The 13,233-nt window shown below is 60.8% G+C and carries 14 protein-coding genes and 1 pseudogene; 5 read left to right on the forward strand and 10 right to left on the reverse strand.

The window, feature by feature from the left end; all coding sequences use genetic code 11:
• Positions 1-75: 75 nt before the first annotated feature.
• Positions 76-207, reverse strand: a pseudogene (locus GGI60_RS00710) (autoaggregation protein (adhering protein)); the annotation flags it as partial.
• Positions 208-460: 253 nt separating this feature from the next.
• Between GGI60_RS00710 and GGI60_RS00715 the strand changes: the two are divergent.
• Positions 461-2,068, forward strand: coding sequence for a fumarate hydratase (locus GGI60_RS00715; RefSeq protein ID WP_183913434.1), 1,608 nt, complete (start codon positions 461-463; stop codon positions 2,066-2,068).
• Positions 2,069-2,101: 33 nt separating this feature from the next.
• On the opposite strand, the gene GGI60_RS31790 is transcribed toward GGI60_RS00715, so the two are convergent.
• Positions 2,102-2,281 carry a hypothetical protein gene (locus GGI60_RS31790; RefSeq protein WP_246720305.1) on the reverse strand — a complete coding sequence of 60 codons (180 nt, stop codon included), beginning with the start codon at positions 2,279-2,281 and terminating at the stop codon, positions 2,102-2,104.
• Between GGI60_RS31790 and GGI60_RS00720 the strand changes: the two genes are divergently transcribed.
• Complete coding sequence (locus GGI60_RS00720; protein ID WP_183913432.1) at positions 2,204-2,392, forward strand: hypothetical protein; 189 nt, start codon at positions 2,204-2,206, stop codon at positions 2,390-2,392. The two genes, GGI60_RS31790 and GGI60_RS00720, sit on opposite strands and share 78 nt — an antisense overlap.
• A gap of 238 nt (positions 2,393-2,630) precedes the next feature.
• Positions 2,631-3,698 carry a GGDEF domain-containing protein gene (locus tag GGI60_RS00725; protein WP_183913430.1) on the forward strand — a complete coding sequence of 356 codons (1,068 nt, stop codon included), beginning with the start codon at positions 2,631-2,633 and terminating at the stop codon, positions 3,696-3,698.
• Positions 3,699-3,704: 6 nt separating this feature from the next.
• On the opposite strand, the gene GGI60_RS00730 is transcribed toward GGI60_RS00725, so the two are convergent.
• Complete coding sequence (locus GGI60_RS00730; RefSeq protein WP_183913428.1) at positions 3,705-4,316, reverse strand: pyridoxamine 5'-phosphate oxidase family protein; 612 nt, start codon at positions 4,314-4,316, stop codon at positions 3,705-3,707.
• A 36-nt stretch (positions 4,317-4,352) separates the two neighbouring features.
• Positions 4,353-5,324, reverse strand: a complete 972-nt coding sequence (locus GGI60_RS00735) for an alpha/beta hydrolase (RefSeq protein WP_183913426.1) — start codon at positions 5,322-5,324, stop codon at positions 4,353-4,355.
• 44 nt (positions 5,325-5,368) lie between these two features.
• Here GGI60_RS00735 and GGI60_RS00740 point away from each other — a divergent pair, with 44 nt between their 5' ends.
• The gene (locus GGI60_RS00740; protein WP_183913424.1) at positions 5,369-5,839 is read left to right on the forward strand and encodes a MarR family winged helix-turn-helix transcriptional regulator; all 471 of its coding nucleotides are present in this window, start codon (positions 5,369-5,371) and stop codon (positions 5,837-5,839) included.
• Between the two features lie 2 nt (positions 5,840-5,841).
• On the opposite strand, the gene GGI60_RS00745 is transcribed toward GGI60_RS00740, so the two are convergent.
• Positions 5,842-7,032, reverse strand: coding sequence for a low temperature requirement protein A (locus tag GGI60_RS00745; RefSeq protein WP_183913422.1), 1,191 nt, complete (start codon positions 7,030-7,032; stop codon positions 5,842-5,844).
• Between the two features lie 30 nt (positions 7,033-7,062).
• Positions 7,063-7,437 (reverse strand): gamma-butyrobetaine hydroxylase-like domain-containing protein, encoded by a 375-nt coding sequence (locus tag GGI60_RS00750; RefSeq protein WP_183913420.1) that lies wholly within the window; start codon positions 7,435-7,437, stop codon positions 7,063-7,065.
• A 183-nt stretch (positions 7,438-7,620) separates the two neighbouring features.
• Between GGI60_RS00750 and moaA the strand changes: the two genes are divergently transcribed.
• Positions 7,621-8,667 (forward strand): GTP 3',8-cyclase MoaA, encoded by a 1,047-nt coding sequence (gene moaA / locus GGI60_RS00755; RefSeq protein WP_183913418.1) that lies wholly within the window; start codon positions 7,621-7,623, stop codon positions 8,665-8,667.
• Between the two features lie 230 nt (positions 8,668-8,897).
• On the opposite strand, the gene GGI60_RS00760 is transcribed toward moaA, so the two are convergent.
• The 4 genes from GGI60_RS00760 to GGI60_RS00775 all read right to left on the reverse strand — a co-directional run bounded on the left by GGI60_RS00760 (position 8,898) and on the right by GGI60_RS00775 (position 13,167).
• Entirely contained in the window at positions 8,898-9,848 is a 951-nt protein-coding gene (locus tag GGI60_RS00760; RefSeq protein ID WP_183913416.1) for a sugar-binding transcriptional regulator, read from the reverse strand.
• Between the two features lie 21 nt (positions 9,849-9,869).
• Entirely contained in the window at positions 9,870-11,336 is a 1,467-nt protein-coding gene (locus tag GGI60_RS00765; protein WP_183913414.1) for an FGGY family carbohydrate kinase, read from the reverse strand.
• Between the two features lie 65 nt (positions 11,337-11,401).
• The gene (locus GGI60_RS00770) at positions 11,402-12,358 is read right to left on the reverse strand and encodes a transketolase family protein (RefSeq protein ID WP_183913412.1); all 957 of its coding nucleotides are present in this window, start codon (positions 12,356-12,358) and stop codon (positions 11,402-11,404) included.
• A complete protein-coding gene (locus tag GGI60_RS00775) occupies positions 12,358-13,167 on the reverse strand; it encodes a transketolase (RefSeq protein ID WP_183913410.1) in 810 nt (269 codons plus the stop codon). Before GGI60_RS00775 ends, GGI60_RS00770 begins: the two co-directional genes overlap by 1 nt.
• Positions 13,168-13,233: the final 66 nt, after the last annotated feature.

Genomic DNA, 13,233 nt, shown 5'->3' on the forward strand with positions numbered 1-13,233 from the left:
CGTTCGACCCCGGCAATATAGATGGCGAGCTTGCCACACCGATCGCAATCATGTGAGTCAGGTAGAGCGAGTAGGACGAATCCCCAAGCGAACATACATGTCCGCTCCTTCGGGATCGCTGGCGAGGCGCAGCAGATCGCCCATGATCCAGTCATGCTCGAAAAATACGAGAAGGTCGTCGACAGCAGTTGGCTTTGCATTTGTCATTGGAAGCCCCGGCAGGTTAACGCTGCCGGAATATGAACCGCGCTTGAACTGAAGGCAACCTGAGGTCGGTCGTTTCGCGACAAATGTCGATGTCCCCTTTCTTTCACTCGCTTATCGCGTGTGACATACCGACTGCAAAATGCGGCACGACATTGGCCCCAACTCCAAACTTGCGCATGCAGATTGCTTTTGCCCGACAGGAGATTTAGATCGGTTCCAATTTCGCGACGCGCCCACCAGAAAGGTCACTTCGATGGCTGACGATCTCTTTCCGCTCGGCAAGGATGCCACCCCCTATCGCAAGATCAGCAGCGATTACGTCTCGGTCGATCGCTTCAAGGGTCAGGAAATCCTGACCGTCGAGCCGGAGGGCATCCGCCTGCTTGCCGAAACCGCCTTTGCCGATATCAACCATCTGCTCCGGCCCGGCCATCTGAAGCAGCTCGCCTCGATCCTCGATGATGCAGAGTCGACCGATAACGACCGCTTCGTCGCCTACGACCTGTTGAAGAATGCCAATATCGCCGCCGGCGGCGTGTTGCCGATGTGCCAGGACACCGGCACGGCGATCATCATGGGCAAGAAGGGCCGCAGAGTCTGGACCGAGGGTGGCGATACCGCAGCGCTCGCCCGCGGCGTCATGGATGCCTATGAGAAGAAGAACCTGCGTTATTCGCAGCTCGCGCCGGTGAAGATGTTCGAGGAGAAGAACACCAGGAACAACCTGCCGGCGCAGATCGACATTTACCAGGAAGGCACCGACGCCTACGAATTCCTCTTTGTCGCCAAGGGAGGCGGCTCGGCCAACAAGACCTTTCTCTATCAGGGCACGCCCTCGCTCCTGACGCACGACAGGATGATCGACTTCCTCAAGGAGAAGATCCTAACGTTAGGGACGGCGGCCTGTCCGCCCTATCATCTGGCGATCGTCATCGGCGGTACCTCGGCCGAGATGAACCTGAAAACGGTCAAGCTCGCCTCGACACGCTATCTCGACGAGCTGCCAACCGAAGGTTCGGAAAGCGGCCACGCCTTCCGCGACCTCGAGATGGAAAAGGAAATCCACAAGCTGACACAGCAGATGGGCGTCGGCGCCCAGTTCGGCGGCAAGTATTTCTGTCATGACGTACGTGTCATCCGACTGCCCCGCCACGGCGCCTCGCTACCGATCGGCCTCGGCGTCTCCTGTTCCGCCGACCGCCAGGCCAAGGGCAAGATCACCCGCGACGGCATCTTCATCGAACAGCTAGAAACCGATCCGTCGAAATACATGCCCGAGATCGACGAGGCGAAACTGTCGGAATCGACCGTCCGTGTCGACCTCAACCGGCCGATGGCCGAGGTGCTTGCCGAACTGTCGCAGCATCCGGTCAAGACGCGCCTGTCCTTGACCGGTACGATCATCGTCGCCCGCGACCTCGCCCACGCCAAAATCCGCGAACGGCTAGAAAAGGGCGAAGGCATGCCCGATTACCTGAAAAACCACCCGGTCTACTACGCCGGCCCCGCCAAGACGCCGGCCGGCTACGCCTCCGGCTCCTTCGGCCCGACGACTGCCGGCCGCATGGATAGTTACGTCGACCAGTTCCAGTCCTTCGGCGGCTCGATGGTCATGCTCGCCAAAGGCAATCGCTCGCGTGCCGTGCGCGAGGCTTGCAAGAAGCATGGCGGTTTCTATCTGGGCTCGATCGGCGGCCCCGCGGCCCGCCTCGCGCAGGATTGCATCCGCAAGGTCGAAGTATTCGAATATCCAGAACTCGGCATGGAAGCGGTCTGGAAGATCGAGGTCGAAGACTTCCCCGCCTTCATCGTCATCGACGACAAGGGCAATGATTTCTTCCAGGAATTGAACCTGGGGTAATTGCGGCAGGCTCGATGGCCGCGGGCGGACTTTCTACCGCGTTGTTCCGCCCGCAATATCCAAAGCATTCACCACATTGCCGTCATCCACCCTTGCCAGGATTTCCGTGCGGAAAGCTCCGGCAAGGAGGCCGGCATGCTCCAACAGCAAGACGCCAGCAGCGATGGCGGCGACGGCCATGATGGCGAAGGAAGTGTGACGAGACCTTCGCATAATCTTACGCCTGAATTTGCAGACTGCGACCGGCTCGGCCGTCAGGAAGTATCGTTGCAAAATACTCGTTCTGAAATAGCCGGCGCCCAAAACCAACTGTCGACAAGATGAATACGATCCTCAGCACAAGAAGAACTTTAAGTTTTTCAGACACCATTCCCGCACAGCGGATATGCATTGCCTCACTAAAAATACGTTTTTTGATGAAAAATCATAGACCTGCCGGAAGTATTGCCTCTCCGGGAACTTGTCATATGTAATCTTTGGTATATGTCGCTTTAATCTTTTCCCAAGAAATTTAAGCTAACAACTAAAATATTGCCTTTGAATATATGAGGAGTATCGCCGGATGAATACGGCTGTCGCGCCCAAGGTGCAGGTTCCCGATGTCGCGGGTCAGATCACCTATGCGATGCGCTCGATGGGCGTTGCCCCGATACCCCGCAATTACGAACTCTTCTACGAGGCCTATATCGGCTCCAATCCTGCCCTTACCCGAGAACTTGCGGCCCTCGGCGCCCATGCGACGCAGGCCGAACTCGACGCGCTCGGCGCGCAATATTTCAACACGAGCCCAGGTCAAGTCTTCGATGACGCCCATACCCGCATATCGGGCGAACTCGACGGGTTGCTGCGGATTCTGCGGCAGGAGCAGAGCTCACTCGAAAGCTATACCAGACTGCTCGGCGAGACCCATAAGCGCATCACCTCCAAGAGCAATGCCAGCGTCGAACTGATCGAAAACGCAATTGAACTTTTAAGCCGGGCGACGGGCGATACCATGGCGCATGGTGAACGCACCGTCGAGGACGTCGTTCAGCGTTCCCAGGAGATGGATCAAGTCCGCAAGGAACTCGACGAATATAAGCGCATCGCCAACACCGACTCGCTGACGCGCCTCTCCAACCGCCGCGCGTTCGACGACCGCCTTGCTGCCGTTTTCAACAATCCAGGCATGCGGCCGGTGACCGCCCTGCTGCTCGCCGACATCGACAATTTCAAGAAAATCAACGACACCTACGGCCATCCCGTCGGCGACAAGATCCTCGCTACCGTCGCCTCGGTGATCCGCAGCAATGTGCGACGCGACGTCTTCGTCGCCCGTGCCGGCGGTGAGGAATTCGCGCTGATCATCGAGGGCAACACGGCCGAGGAAGTGACGGCGATTGCAGAACGCATCCGCCGCACGCTGGAGACCACCCCGTTCAAAAACTCCCGCACACGCGTGAACTACGGCCCGATTACCGTGTCGATCGGCATCTGCATGGCCTCTAATGCCGAGGATGCCGGCGAGCTTTACAGCAAGACCGACATCGCCCTTTACGGCGCCAAGAATGCCGGACGAAACTGCATCGTCCTCTATCAGGACGGGATGCAGAAGGACTTCAGCAAGAGCTGGCTGATCTACAAGGCCTGACGGCTTTCACCACATCGTCTTCGCCGCGCGACCGGGCCACTCCCGGTCGTAGGTTTCCTGGTCGAAATCGCCGACTGCCGCCTTCAGCATCTGCCCCGGCGTCGGCAGAGCGGCGGGGTCGGCAAAGTGCGAGGCATTCCAGAGCTCGGCCCGCATCACGGCGCGCGCGCACTGGAAATAGACCTCGTCGATGGAGATGACGACGACCGTGCGCGGATGTTTGCCGTCCATCTCAAAACCCCTGAGTAGCGTCTCGTCATTGGAGACGACGCCGCGACCATTGATGCGCATCGTCGTGTTCGAGCCGGGGATCAGGAACATCAGCGCAAGCCTGGGGTCACGCACGATATTGGAGAGCGAATCGACGCGGTTGTTGCCGCGCCAGTCGGGCAGATGCAGCGTCTCGTCGCCGACAACGCGCACCACGCCGCCGAGATCACCGCGCGGCGAACAGTCGAGCCCTTCCGGCCCGACGGTAGCAAGTGCGGCAAAGGGCGAGATCGCGATCATCTGGCGGTAAAGCGGCGTCAGTCGCGTCGTCACCTTGTCGACCGAGGCCTGCGATAGGCCCGCGCCATAGATCGTATTGAGCTCTTCGATGCTGCTGATGATTTTCATGGGGCGCCCGCCGCGACTTGATCTTCGCGCCGGACGCTACAATGCCGCGCGCCGCGCCGGAAGCTCAAAAATCGGAATGATCTCCGCATCTTTTTTGATGCATTCGAGCTCCTTATGCGCCTCCTCTTCGAGGAAGGCCGCGACTGCTCCAAGGACTGGAGCCGCGCCGACGATGCGCCGATGCCCGAAGCCGTTCGCCCAGAACAGCCGTACACGCTTGCCCGTCGCACCATAACGCCTGGCATGCGCCGACGACACTTCCTTGTCGTCCTCCGCATGAACCACGAGCACCGAACTCGAGATCGTACCTGCAGTATTGCCGGCGTCGAAATCTTCGAGTCTCCGCCCGGTGACATGATGAACCTCATTCTCCAGTGCCGCCTGTGCAGCGGCGCCAAGGCCGATCAGCCGGCCGAAATCGGTGAAGAGCCATGCCATGTCGCTGGGCGCGCCGATCAGCACCAGTCGCTCGCCAGTGACGGGCGCCGCGTCTGGCAGGAGGGCGGCGGCCGAGACCATCAGCGCTGCACCGCCGAAGGAATGGCCGATCGCCGCATCGAATGCGCCGAACCGCTCCCCCGCCGCCGCGATCGCCTCGACAGCAAGCCCCATATGCAGGAAGCGTCCGCGCGCACGACCATGACCGGGAAAGTCGAGCGCCACGACCTCGGCACCCGTTGCCGCCAACGTCGAAACAAGATCGGCCATATAGACCACACTGGAACCCCAGCCATGGGTGACGAGATAGCGCTTGCGCTTCCCGAGCGCCCCGCCGTTCAGCCGGTAAGCATGGGCTTTGGCGCCGCTGGAAAGCTTGAGGACGAAACGCTCGGCGCCCGCAAGCCGTGCCGCACCAGCCGCATGCGCCGCCTTCGCCTTGCCGCCCTTCGGACGCTGCGATGGCGTGCGGCAAAACAGCAGAAACGCCGCCCTGCCCGCAAGCCGGGGAGAAACTGCTTGCAGAACCGAGAATCCCAGGCGGATGACCTTGAGCGCGAAATTTGCCATAGTGGGAATCCAATACGTTCAACACTGAACAATAAAGTACAACGATGAACAAAAATCAATCCCTTCCCTGGGATCATCCACGTTTTCGCAGCTGGATCGCGGTGGCGCGCGCCTGCCAGCTGATGCAGCAGTCACTGACCCGCTCGCTGGCCGATCTCGACATCAAGCCGCCGCACCTCGACATTCTGGTCAATCTCTACCGTTTCGAAGGCATCTCGCAGCAGGAGCTCGCGCGCAAGCTCTTGGTCGGCCGCTCCAATATGAGCATGCTGCTGCCGCAGATGGAAAAGCGTGGGCTGATCGAGCGGCGCGGCGACGCGCGCGACAAGCGCGTGCTGCGCCTTTATCTCACCACGGAAGGCCGCCGGTTGACCGAGGCGGCGATGGCGATTCAGACCGATCTCATCGAACGCACGCTCTCCGACGAGCCGATCGAGCAATGCATGGCGACCGCCGATTCAATGGAACGCATTATCACCGTGCTGCTCAAGGATCTCAGCAACGACGACGATTGATCTCAATGCAGCGTCGGCGCCGCCGATGTGCCGGTCAGCGAGCGGTATTCCCAGGCCGCGACAATGATCAGAACCAGCGTCGCCAGAATGCCCAGCAGATAGATCTCGATGAAGGGTGCTGCGAAGGTAAGCAGGATCAGGAACACGAGGCCGGCGAGATGCGACAGCGGCAGCTGCCTGCTGGTCGCGCCCTTGAACCAGAGATTGCCGATCAGGAACAGGCCGGAGCCGCCAAGCACCGCCGCGGCGATGCCGAGATCGCCCACCTCATGCGGATGCGAGAACATGAATTCGACCGCCACCGCATGTACGATGATGCCGGCAAGGATCGGGATGTGCCCATAGGTGAAGGCCAGCCGCGCCAAAGCTCCCGGCGTCTCCTCATGTTCGATGCGGTGGGCAGCACGACCGTGGCCGAAGCGGAAATAAAGCCACCACATGGCAACCGTGCCGACGAAGCCGGTGACGAAAACAATGCCCGTCAGCCCCGAAACCGGCAGCTCCGAAAAAGTGCGGCCGGACACGAGGATCGCCTCGCCGAGGCAGATGATGACGAAGAGCGCACAGCGCTCGGCCATATGGGCGCCGGAAACATCCCAGTCGCTGGCCTGTGAGCGGCCGAGGCCGGGGACCGCAAAACCGGCCGCCGGTCCGGCATATTCGATCGCCAGCGCGATCACCCAGGCGATGAGGCGGGCTTCATGATCGAGGAGCCCGCCGGCGATCCAGAAGATCCCAGCCACCACAAGCCAGGTGCTGATGCGGATGAAATTCAGCGTGTTGGCGCGGTCGACGCGCGTCATCGCATAGGTCGTAAATAGCGAGCGGCCGACCTGCATCGCCACATAGGCGCCGGCAAAGAACAGCCCTTTGTCGCCGAATGCTTCGGGAATGGAGGCTGACAGCATCAGCCCCAGCATCATCAGCACGACGAGCATGCCGCGCACCGGCATCTTGTCGGGATCGAGCCAGTTCGTCACCCAGGCGGTGAAGATCCACACCCACCAGACGGCAAAGGTCATCAGCGCCGCTTCGGCGGCGCCGAGCGGCGTGTAATGGGCGGCAAGCGCATGCGAAAGCTGCGAGATCGAAAAGACGAAGACCAGATCGAAGAAGAGCTCGAGGAAGGTCACCTTGCTGCCGGCGGCGCTGCCTTTGGCGCGCAGCCAGTTCTTGCTATTCGCTTTCGCCATAAATTCCCCGACGGCTGGTTATTTTTCAGTTCAGCGCGGCTTTTCCGCCGTGTCGCGGTTCATACCCTTTTCCCTGAGCTCGTCCTCATAGGCCGAAAACAGCTCCGCCCCCCGTTCGCCGAGCTCACGCAGATAGGTCCAGGTGTAGATGCCGGTATCGTGCATGTCGTCGAATCCAATCCTGACGGCGTAATTGCCGGTCGGCGTCATCGAGATGATTGCCACGTTGCGCTTGCCCGGCACCGTCACCTTCTGCCCCGGGCCGTGGCCCTGCACCTCGGCCGAGGGCGACAGCACGCGCAGGAGTTCGGCCGACAGGTCGAAGCTCCGGCCGTCGTCGAAGGTTATCGCCAGCCACTGCCGGTCTTTCGAAACACGAAGTTCGCTCGGCCAGGTATCGCTCATCTCTAACACCTCTTTCCCCTGGAGAAGTAGGCGTTCGCCTGTTTCGTGGCAAGCGCAAATTAGCGTGTGCGAAATCCATTTCCCTTGACGGCGCAATCACATATGCACAAATAGAAACATATCGCTTGAAAACAGGCAGACGTACGGGTCTGGCGCGTTTCAGATCCGGCTGCGGAGGAAAAGGTGAATACGAGAATAGGAACGATAGGCACCGCATCGCCGCTGGCGGTGGATGCACATCCAATGATCGACCCTTTCGGCCGGGCAGTCACCTATCTCCGCGTCTCCGTCACCGACCGCTGCGATTTCCGCTGCACTTATTGCATGGCCGAGAACATGACCTTCCTGCCGAAGAAGGACCTGTTGACGCTGGAAGAACTCGACCGGCTCTGTTGCGCCTTCGTCGCCAAGGGCGTGAGGAAGATCAGGCTAACCGGCGGCGAGCCGCTGGTGCGCAAGAACATCATGTATCTGGTCCGCCGGCTCGGCGAGAAGATCGGCTCCGGCCTCGACGAGCTGACCCTGACCACCAACGGCTCACAGCTGTCGCGCCATGCCGAGGAACTTTATGAGTGCGGCGTGCGCCGCATCAACGTCTCGCTCGATACGCTCCATCCCGACAAGTTCCGCAAGATCACCCGCTGGGGCGATTTCGCCAAGGTCATGGAAGGTATCGATGCCGCTCAAAAGGCCGGGCTGAAGATCAAGCTCAACGCCGTGGCGCTGAAGGATTTCAACGATACCGAGATGCCCGATCTCCTGCGCTTCGCCCATGGCCGCGGCATGGATCTGACGGTCATTGAAACCATGCCGATGGGCGAGGTCGACGAGGACCGTACCGACCAGTACCTGCCGCTCTCCGAGCTGCGCGCCGATCTGGAGAAACAGTTCACGCTGACCGACATCGACTACCAGACCGGCGGCCCGGCCCGTTACGTCAGGGTCACAGAGACCGGCGGCCGCCTCGGCTTCATCACGCCGATGACCCATAATTTCTGCGAGAGCTGCAACCGTGTGCGCCTGACCTGCACCGGCACCCTCTATATGTGCCTGGGCCAGAACGACGCCGCCGATCTGCGCGCCGCACTGCGCGCCACCGAAGACGACGCCCTCCTCCAGGCTGCCATCGACGAAGCCATCACCCGCAAGCCGAAAGGCCACGACTTCATCATCGACCGGACTCACAATCGACCAGCGGTGGCGCGGCATATGAGTGTTACGGGTGGGTAAGGCCCGATCCCCCAAGCGGGAGCGATTGATCCAGTAAATCGATCGCAGGGCCCAACGCCCTGAGCCCAAGCGAAGGGCCGGAATATGGCGTGGCAAATTCCAGAAGTATCCAGGAGTGTCAGCAACGCCCGCGAGAGCCTCGCGCCACGACGGTCAGCCTTTATCGTGAGGCGCGTAGCCCATCGGGCGGAGCCTCGAAGGAAGAGGCGGGCACTCCACCACCCGCGCCGTCAGTCGATCAACCGCTGCGCGGTAAACTTGTCCGTTACAAGCATGTCGATAACCCCAACGCGGAGCGCGCCCGCGATGGCGTCGGTCTTTTTGGCACCGCCAGCAAGGGCGATGACCCGGTCCACCCGTTCCAGATCCTCGAGTGGAAGCCCAATGACGCGGTCGTCCAGTGGTGTCTTGACCGGCTTGCCGTTCTTGTCGAAGAAACGAAGCGAGATATCGCCGACGGCTCCTGCTTCCGCGAGATCGGAGAGTTCGCGGGACGAAAAGATGTTGCCGGACCGCGCGAGAAGTTCGGACGGTTCGACGGCTCCGATTCCGACGATCGCAAGCGTTATGCTGCCAAAGAGATCCATCGTCTCCCGGACGAAGGGGTCGGCCTGCATCAGAAGTTTTGCCTCTCTGGATGTCGTAACGCCCTGCACAGGCAGCAGTTTCGGCTCGGCGCCGGTCAGCCGCGCAAGCCGCGTGGTCAGCTGCGTCGCATGCGTCTGCACGGAAGGATCGCCCATGCCTCCCAAGGTCTGGACGACGTACTTCGCCTGAGCGCTCTTCTGGGGATGAATGTTCTCGACCATCTTGAAGATGGTCTGGCTCCAACTCGAAACGCCGATGATCTCCCCCGGCGCAAGCGTCACCTCCAGGAGATGCGCCGCCGCCTCGCCGATACGGGCCATGATGGCTCCGTCCCGATCTTCCGTGCATTCGACGACGATTGCCTCCGGCAGATGGTATTTTTCGCGAAGCACGCTCTCGAGTTCGCTGTAGGTGCCGACGGGAGGGATCACGCTGGTTCGTACGATATCTTCCGCCTCGGCACGCTTCAGCATACGCGACACCGTCGCCTGCGACAGGCGAAGGTGTTGCGCGATCTCCGCCTGCCGCCGCCCCTCGATGTGGTACATCTGGGCGACCCTTGAAATGAGGCGGAGTTCGTTGAGGCGAGTCATCGCTGGTCCCAGTGTGAATTTTTATTCACCTTTAGCCTGTGTTTTGCAGGACGTCGAGCGGGCAAGCGCATCATTCCAGATCTCGAGAAGTGCTGCTCGATCCACGGGTTGCGGCTCAATGATTTGGGAGTTCCGCGGCAGCTCCGAGACAATATGGAGATCGCTCCACAAGCCGAGTGACAGCCCCGCCAGATAGGCGGCGCCAAGAGCCGAGGCCTCGGGTGCTTCGCATTGGATGACGGGATGGTCGATCAGGTTCGAGACGCACTGCATCAGGAAACGGTTTTGGCTCGGCCCGCCGTCCACATAGAGCGCGCCGAGCTCGCCGCCGCTCTGTGCCCGCATGGCCGCGATCACATCGTGCACCTGGAAAGCGATCGAATCGGTTACCGACCGCGCCATCTGCGCGCGTGTCGTATTGAAGTTGATCTGGGAGAACAGGGCACGAGCGTCGGAATTCCAGTAAGGCGCACCGAGCCCCACGAACGCCGGCACGAAGCCGGGCGCGCCCGGCTCGGCGCTCGTCGCAAGTTCGACAAGGGCGGCTACGTCAGCCAGGCCGAGAATGTCAACCATCCAGGGAAGGCTGGCGGCGCAAACGAGAATATTGCCCTCAAACGCAAAAGTCGGTTTTCCCCCGATACGCCATGCGACGGTAGTTGTGATGCCGTTGCGCGGGGCAATGAATCGCGGCAGCGTCGTCATGACCGAAGAACCGGTTCCGAAGGTCACCTTGCCGTCGCCCGGCTTGAATGCTCCATGGCCGAACAGGGCCGCGTGGCTGTCCCCAATCGCGGCCATGATCGGCGTGCCATCCGGCACCCCTGGTAATCCTTGCGTTCTGCCGAAATCGGCTGAGCTGTCGAGCACCTCGGGCAGGAGCCCGATATCGACGCCGAAGATCTCGCCGAGTTCCTCGCTCCATCTCTGTTCGTTGAGATCGAACAACTGGCTCCTTGCGGCATTCGAAGCGTCGCAGACATGCCGGCGACCACCCGTCAGGCAGTGAATGAGCCAACTGTCGACCGTTCCCAGCCGTACCGATCGCCCGGCCGAAATCCGGTCGAGCAGCCATCGGAATTTCGAACCCGGGAACATCGGATCCAGAGGCAGGCCGGTCAGCGCCTGCACACGATCGAGGCGGCCTTCGGTAATCAGACGTTCGCAATCCTGCGCCGTTCGACGGCACTGCCAGCTGACCACCGGTCCGAGCGCGTCTCCGGTTTCCGCGTCCCAGGCGGTAACGGACTCGCGCTGGTTGGAAATGGCTACGGCCTCGATCGTCACATCGGGGCCGGTCTTCAGGCAGGCGTCGACCGCTTCGCAGACCGAGGCGTACAGCCGGCGTGGATCTTGTTCGACCCACCCCTCCCGCGGATAGGAGATGCCGACAGGAGACGAACCTCTGCCGATGATTTCCCCCGTCTCGGAAACGAGAACTGCCTTTGAATTGGTCGTGCCCTGGTCGATTGCCAGAATTGCCCGCATTCTATCCTCCACAGATCAGGCGGTAGCCGCGGCGGCAAAATACGCCCCGGCCGTTCCATCCCCAGTTACTTGCGCTTGATCAGCGCCTGTGCAGCTTCGGCGATTGCGGACGGCGACATTCCGTATTCGTCGAGCAGAAACTCTGCCGAACCGGTCGGGGCATAGACGCCGGGAACGCCGAGACGCTTCATCGGAACTGGAGCATAATCGACCACCACTTCGGCCACCGCGGAGCCGAGCCCGCCAAAGATCGAATGCTCTTCGGCCGTAACGATCGCGCCGGTTTCCCTCGCCGCGGCGATGATGGCCTCCTCGTCGATCGGACGAACCGTTGCGAGGTTGAGCACCCTGGCATCGATACCGCGGTCGGCGAGAATCTCGGCAGCCTTCACAATGCGATGGGTTAGGGTGCCGTTGGCGATCAGGGTGACGTCGGAACCCTGGCGAAGGAGATTCGCCTTGCCGAGTTCGAACCTATGCCCCTCCGGAAGAAGGTCGGGCACTCCGACCCGCGACAGACGCAGGAAGCAGGGCCCGCTGTAGGTCGCCGCCCAGGCAACGGCAGCAGCGGTTTCGATCCGGTCGCAGGGCGCGATGACCGGGAGATTGGGCAAGACGCGCGTCCAGGCAAAGTCTTCGATCGAATGATGAGTCGGACCGAGTTCGCCATATGCCATTCCGGACGAAATGCCCACCAGTTTGACGTTTGCGTTCGAGTAGGAAATGTCTGCCTTGATCTGCTCCAGCGACCGCCCCGTGAGAAACGGAGCAGCGCCGCACACGAAGGGCAGCCGCCCGCCATTGGCGAGCCCTGCTCCGACGCCGACCATGTTCTGCTCCGCGATGCCGACATTGACGAGGCGTTCCGGAAACCTCGACTTGAAGCCGCCGAGCTTGGAGGAACCGACGGAATCATTGCAGACGGCAACGATCGTTTCGTCTTCAGCTGCCAGCCGCTCGAGCGTAGAGGCGAATGCATCGCGGCAATCGTGAAGCTTGGGTGGGTTTACTGGCGCGTTCATTACAGTGCCTCCGACAATTCTGCCAATGCGATTTCGTATTGTTCCCTACTCGGCACCTTATGGTGCCACTCGACCCGGTCCTGCATGAAGGAGATTCCGTGGCCCTTGTTGGTGTGGGCGACGATGCAGTGCGGTCCTGAACCCCGGTGTTCGAGAGCCGGAACGATTTCGCCCATATTGTTGCCGTCGATCTCGGTGACTTCCCAGCCGAAGGCTTCGAGCTTCGGACGAAGCGGAGCGAGATCGTTGGTCTCGGCAAGCGCGGCGCCCTGCTGGAACCTGTTGTGATCGATGATCAAGGTCAGGTTCTCGAGCTTGAACTGGGCTGCCGCCATGATCGCTTCCCAGTTGGAGCCCTCTTGCATCTCGCCGTCGCCGGTGACGACGTAGGTGTGATATCTAGCGCCCGAGAGTTTAGCGGCTTTCGCCATTCCGACTGCAACCGGAAGACCGTGGCCGAGCGGCCCGGTATTCGTTTCGACGCCGGGAACCTTATTGCAATTCGGATGCCCGTTCAGCCTCGAATGCGGCTGCAAAAAGGTGGAAATCTCCTCCTCCGGGATGAAGCCGCGTTTTGCGAGCGTCACATAGAGAGCGCAAGCCGTATGTCCCTTTGAAAGAACGAACCTGTCGCGGTCGGGATGCTTCGGCTGGTCCGGCCAGACATTCAGCACACGAAAATAGAGCGCGGTCAAAATGTCGATGACCGACATCTCCCCGCCGATATGGCCGGCGCCCGCTTCAAAGACCGCCTGGAGATCGCGCAATCGGATTTCGCGGGCGATGCGCTCAAGTTCTGTCGAATCCATGGGTTCCTCTTGGTGCATAAATATTCACTACTCAATATTCTTGCACAATACGCCGATTAGTCAAGC

Source organism: Rhizobium lentis, from assembly GCF_014200175.1.
Taxonomy (GTDB): Bacteria; Pseudomonadota; Alphaproteobacteria; order Rhizobiales; family Rhizobiaceae; genus Rhizobium; species Rhizobium mulingense.